Source organism: Vibrio sp. TRT 2004, from assembly GCF_050113735.1.
Lineage (GTDB): Bacteria > Pseudomonadota > Gammaproteobacteria > Enterobacterales > Vibrionaceae > Vibrio.
In genome coordinates, this window is the sequence record NZ_JBNJOH010000084.1 from 1 (window position 1) to 5,035 (window position 5,035).

The window sequence follows — 5,035 nt, forward strand, 5'->3', positions numbered from 1 at the left end:
TCAGATCGCTCAAACGGTACCGAGTTCCCTTCTTTTTCTACAAACCAGTGATCTATATTTAGGAACAGTTATTTAGGTAAATCAATCAAAAAGAATTTTAATAAAGACAAATTTGATTTTATTCTGACGGTTGAAGATATGGGCTATTTACAAGCCTCAGACCCAGCCCAGAAGTCCTTTAAACTGGGAGATAAGTTTCACTTTACGACACATCAGACAAGACGCTCACTTGCTTATTACCTAATTGGTTATGAGCTATGTTCTTTCCCTGCTTTGAAGCAACAGTTGTCACATTTGTCGATGGCGATGACGAGATGGTATGCCCGTAATGCCCATTCATTTGAACAGCTTTACAGTGAAATTAGCAAAGAGCGGATCACTCAAAAGGCTGAAATTTTTGCTCGCATATATCAAAAAATGGCGAACGGTGAACGGATTGCAGGTGGCAAAGGTCAAGCAATGGTTGCTGAAATCAGTCGTGAAGGTGAAAGCTATTTTGAAAATGGGGTAAACAAACGCAAGTTATCAATTGATTATTGGATTGATCAGTTAACTAACGGTAAGGCGCACTTACATGCCGTTGCTCCTAGTATGTATTGCACCAACACTCAATGTTCAATGCGCATCAATATTGATTTAAGTGAGTGTGTGGACTGCGAATACGATTTTATTGAAAACGCTGTTTATGCCGAATCTTCTCGCATGGATGCGATGAGAAATATTGAGTTTCTAAAAGAATGCGGTGAATTGAACTCCAGTGCCGCAACTAAATACTTTATGCAGGTAAAAGCGGCAGAGGCGATCATGGATGATTTGGGATTCGACCATGATAAGTATGAGTTTGCAGAAGATGTGCGGAGTTTAGTTATAAACACGATAATGGTGGCGTAAGACATGACAGATAGAACGGAATTAAGCTCAACAGAAAAGCAGTTGAGAGAAGCTCTGAAGCGTCTTATTGACAAACAGCCGACCCACAGGGAGTTGAAGCGAAAACTAAGTGCCAACAAACTCAAGATTGTTGTTGCTAATGTTGAAAAAGAGGCTGGGCTATCTAATGGTGCAGCAAAGCGTTATCCCGAAACAAAAAAATGATTGAAGGCGCAGAAGCAGAGCGTATTCATGGATCGAGCGATGTGTCAGGTGAAGTTGTGCGTGCTCACCCGATTTATATCAAAGCTAGAGAGGATTTAGAAAAAGCTAAAGAGGAAGTAAAAAAACTCAAAGCAGAGTTAGAGCAGAAAGATGGAAGACTTACTCATTACAAAGAACTTTTAAAGTCTCAAGCCGCAAGAATGCATCAAATGAATGTTGCCATGTGGAATGACATACCTGAAGAAAACAAGCATGTTGAAGTAATTATTGATGTGCAAGACATGGGATCTCAAGACAATATTTTAGCCTTCAAAAAGCGTGAGAAATTGAATTAGTATTGTTAGCGTAGAGAGTGTAAACAAACTGGTCAATTTATTTACACATCATACAACACTCAAAATGAACAGATAAATCTTGACGATGGTGTAAAACATTATGTAAATAAATGGCGTTGTTGATCAAATCAGCTTGAAGATCAACGACGCCATATATGACTAGCCGTTAGCTTCTAACAGGCATACCTAGTCCTATGACTTTGTTCATTGCTTTGACATTTGCCAGTGCCTCACCAACTTGAGCGTTATAACATCTCAAGCTCAATTTACCGCTGGTTAGTCCTTTATATCGAGACATTGCAGTCTCAGATATTGAGCGATAGTGATAACCCGACTCAGATTTCCACTCCGCTATTGTTCCGTTTTTCAGAGCCTTTACTGCTTCATTTCTGGGATGCCCATCTTCCCAAAGCGCCGCATTCTTGCGAGGCGGTATCAACGGAGTACTGCCCTTATTTTAGGTTCATCGCGGCTTTCCGGGGAAAGCCGCTTTTATCTTCATAAAGAAGTATTCCGTATCTCGGTATCCATAGCCCATTCTTTTTATTAGCTTAATCTTGTTATTGATCCCTTCCAAGGTACATGTATTTAGATGATACGAAGCTGACGCCACTATCCCATGAAGATAGGGTTTCAGTTTTCTAGCAAAGTTTATGAGCGGTTTGATCCCACTTTCATGGACCTGTTGCCACCACACCTCCCAGAGATCATTAGCCTGTTTCTCCGAGCTGCAATACCAGAGCTCTTTGAGTTGAGCTCCTAGCAAATGGGTCACCATTAAGTCACGATTGACCGCAAGTATCTCATCCAGATAACTCTGTTGCTTAGTGTTTAAGTTCTCTTGATTTTTCAGTAGCACCCAACGGGAGCGTTTGATCCAACGCCGAGCATTTTTGTCATCTTTCAGTTGATTCGCTTGATCAACTCGGACTCTATCCATCACTTCTCGACCAAACTTAGCGACGACATGAAAGAGGTCATAAACGATACGGGCATTAGGACAATGAGCTTGGACTTCTAGGTCAAAAGCTGTGTTCATATCCATTGCCACAACTTCGATATTTTGAGCGTATTCTCCAAGAGTTTCAAAGAAGGGACGTATGTCCTTGCGTGCTCTACCTAGACCAATCCAGAGCACTTGGTGCGTTTGTGCATCTGCGACAACCGTGGCATAACGATGCCCCTTGAATATGGCAAATTCGTCCATGACGATTTGACGCAACTGACTCCATGGAACATCAGGAACCACACGCTTTAAGCGTTGCTTATCCACCTCTTTAATGGTGTGCCAGTGCACTCCAGTAAGCTCAGAAATATGCTTGATGGGTAAAAGTGGTAGTAGCTTTTCTATGTATTCAATCAGCCGGTTAGTGAGGCGAGAGTATGGCTTAACCCAAGAGATAGCTTCGGTTTTAATGCCACAGCTAGAGCATTTGATACGTCGAGTCTGGACGAGTAACTCGACAGGTGTGCCAAGGGTCATCGCTTCTTTAAGCGTTCGCCATTGAGTATCGTGGATAGACTCAGAGGCTCTACCGCAAGGGCAGCATGCAACTGAGTCAGGAATTAGGGTGATAGATATTAATGAGTCAGTTTTATGAGACTTTACGATCTGAAAGCCTTCCCAGAATGACGATAGGAAAGTATTATTCGGCATGAAAACGGTAGTTTGTGTAGGTTTTGTTTGGCGATAAAACTCTATCACTTTCTACCGTTTTTGTTTTGAGTTCCCGCTTATCCGCGATGAACCTTATTTTTCAGGGTCTCATAGCAACTTTTTGTGTCATACGCTCCATCGGCAGATACGGTATCTATCTTTCTACGTAAAGGGTTGAGTAATGTTGACAACACTTCGCTATCGCCAACACTTACAAGACTGACTTCTGCACTAATGGCCTCATGAGTTTCTACATCAACGGCTAAGTGCAGTTTGCGCCAAGTTCTGCGTTTTTCGGCGCCGTGCTTTTTCACCTTCCACTCACCTTCGCCAAAGACTTTGAGACCAGTCGAGTCAATAGCGATATGGCGAATAGCTCCTCTGGATTTGTTACGATATTTGACTTGAACTGTCTTCGAGCGTTTGCTGATACACGTGTAGTCAGGGGAACCTCCAATAGCTCAAAGATAGAGTCGATAAAACCTTGAAGCGCACGCAATGGTAGAGAGAATATCCCCTTAATCATCAATGCAGTTTCAATCGCTGTATCAGAGTACTGGAAACCTCTACCACGCTTACCATGATGGGTTTTGCATCGCCATGCATCTACAGCTGAATCATCTATCCAGAACGTAACCGAGCCCCGTTTACACAGAGCCTTATTGTACTCCGCCCAGTTAGTTATCTTCTTTTTTGCCTTACCCATGTCACCACCGCTCTAACCATCATAAAGGGTCAGATCGCAAGACTCGAAAAAGGTTCAACTGATTTAGGCAACAACGCCAATTTATCTTGCACTTCATCGGTAAAAAACAGACTTTACGTTGGTTGAGCCTACGTCATACAAGACTTGAATTATCTTCCCAAAAGCTCGAATGTGAAATTCATCAGCATAACCATCTATTGTCGATGGCACGTTACCAGTTGTTAATGCCACAAACGCAGGACTCTTAACAAGGTCTTGATAAGTACGACCAATAAAGTCAAGATAACTGGTCATCTCAAACACTAGTCCTGCTCACTAACCGAGAACCTTATGTCTACTATCTGGTTTGGGTGGCTATGTGATAGGCTAAATGTCAGTTTGCATTGCTCTGATAAATCGTACTGAACCCAACCGTTTTTCACTAAACCAGGTAGTTTCCTTGCCCCAACTATTTTTGTTGGCTCTCCAAGCTCTGACTTTATCGAAGATAAGTCCATTTTGCTTGTCAGAGATAAATCTTCGGTTGAGAGTATATTTACAAGTTTATTGTCAAGAGGATATTTAACGATGAAAAACTTAAGACGTTTATCTTGATCAAAAATCATATTAATCTTGTCGTCGTAGCATACTAAGTCAAATCGCTCGTCTAACGTTGGCTCAAACTGAAGAGTATTGCCTCCAACTAGAGATGCAAAAGAACTATCTTTTACAAGATCGTCATAATAGTTGTTTAACCATTTAGTTACTTTAGTCATAAATTCCTGACTCTTCATTTAGTTTATGTAGTTCATCAAAAGAATACTCTATTTCTTCTTGGCTATACCCATGCTCTTGAAGGCAAAGAGCGATTGCTTCCATATCTTTTTGAGCAGCCTTTCTCAAATCTTGCGAGTCAACAGTGCTCTGTTCTGGTTGATTTCGACCACCATAAGTTCTAGAACATTCTTTGTGAACCTCATGGGGAATCGCGATTCCATGAGTAGCCTTTTTCAATTCAGCTAACTCTTTCGCTGTTAAAGGTTGCCCATCACTAGTAGCCCATTTTTCAACTGCTTTAAATGATGGAATATGGTCAATATCCATACCATCTTTTTTACTTTTAGGTGCTAACTCACCGTAAGTTCCGACTTCCAATGGCTTTACTTTTGGTTTATTGAAGACTAAATAAAGAGGAGGCAACCCAGCATCCACAGGGAAGGTGATAATATATTCGACTAGATCTTCTTCTGGGTAGAGAACCGT

The 5,035-nt window shown here is 41.5% G+C and carries 5 protein-coding genes and 3 pseudogenes; 3 read left to right on the plus strand and 5 right to left on the minus strand.

Translation table 11 applies throughout. From position 1 onward, the window contains the following. Window positions 1–138 precede the first annotated feature (138 nt). Genes ACQEXR_RS19630 through ACQEXR_RS19640 form a run of 3 tightly spaced genes read left to right on the plus strand, consistent with a single transcriptional unit; the run spans window position 139 to window position 1,430 of the window. On the plus strand, window positions 139–891 hold the full coding sequence (locus ACQEXR_RS19630) for a hypothetical protein (RefSeq protein ID WP_427020977.1): 753 nt from the start codon (window positions 139–141) through the stop codon (window positions 889–891). A 3-nt stretch (window positions 892–894) separates the two neighbouring features. After that, window positions 895–1,095 carry a hypothetical protein gene (locus ACQEXR_RS19635; RefSeq protein WP_427020978.1) on the plus strand — a complete coding sequence of 67 codons (201 nt, stop codon included), beginning with the start codon at window positions 895–897 and terminating at the stop codon, window positions 1,093–1,095. After that, window positions 1,092–1,430, plus strand: a complete 339-nt coding sequence (locus tag ACQEXR_RS19640) for a hypothetical protein (RefSeq protein WP_427020979.1) — start codon at window positions 1,092–1,094, stop codon at window positions 1,428–1,430. Before ACQEXR_RS19635 ends, ACQEXR_RS19640 begins: the two co-directional genes overlap by 4 nt. A gap of 166 nt (window positions 1,431–1,596) precedes the next feature. Here ACQEXR_RS19640 and ACQEXR_RS19645 read toward each other — a convergent pair. The 5 genes and pseudogenes from ACQEXR_RS19645 to ACQEXR_RS19665 form a co-directional block, all read right to left on the minus strand. Next, window positions 1,597–1,884: pseudogene (locus ACQEXR_RS19645) on the minus strand (transposase); the annotation flags it as partial. A 9-nt stretch (window positions 1,885–1,893) separates the two neighbouring features. Further along, the gene (locus tag ACQEXR_RS19650; RefSeq protein ID WP_427020980.1) at window positions 1,894–3,087 is read right to left on the minus strand and encodes an ISL3 family transposase; all 1,194 of its coding nucleotides are present in this window, start codon (window positions 3,085–3,087) and stop codon (window positions 1,894–1,896) included. Window positions 3,088–3,164: 77 nt separating this feature from the next. Next, window positions 3,165–3,793: pseudogene (locus tag ACQEXR_RS19655) on the minus strand (IS5 family transposase). Between the two features lie 302 nt (window positions 3,794–4,095). Further along, window positions 4,096–4,548 carry a hypothetical protein gene (locus ACQEXR_RS19660; protein WP_000170131.1) on the minus strand — a complete coding sequence of 151 codons (453 nt, stop codon included), beginning with the start codon at window positions 4,546–4,548 and terminating at the stop codon, window positions 4,096–4,098. Next, a pseudogene (locus ACQEXR_RS19665) lies at window positions 4,541–5,035 on the minus strand (S-type Pyocin domain-containing protein); the annotation flags it as partial. The gene ACQEXR_RS19660 and the pseudogene ACQEXR_RS19665, both read right to left, overlap by 8 nt.

Bases quoted from the DNA above. Each gene is read 5' to 3' on its own strand.
- ACQEXR_RS19640 (WP_427020979.1), top strand. From the start codon at position 1,092: ATGATTGAAGGCGCAGAAGCAGAGCGTATTCATGGATCGAGCGATGTG.
- ACQEXR_RS19630 (WP_427020977.1), top strand. From the start codon at position 139: ATGGGCTATTTACAAGCCTCAGACCCAGCCCAGAAGTCCTTTAAACTG.
- ACQEXR_RS19660 (WP_000170131.1), bottom strand. From the start codon at position 4,548: ATGACTAAAGTAACTAAATGGTTAAACAACTATTATGACGATCTTGTA.
- ACQEXR_RS19635 (WP_427020978.1), top strand. From the start codon at position 895: ATGACAGATAGAACGGAATTAAGCTCAACAGAAAAGCAGTTGAGAGAA.
- ACQEXR_RS19650 (WP_427020980.1), bottom strand. From the start codon at position 3,087: ATGCCGAATAATACTTTCCTATCGTCATTCTGGGAAGGCTTTCAGATC.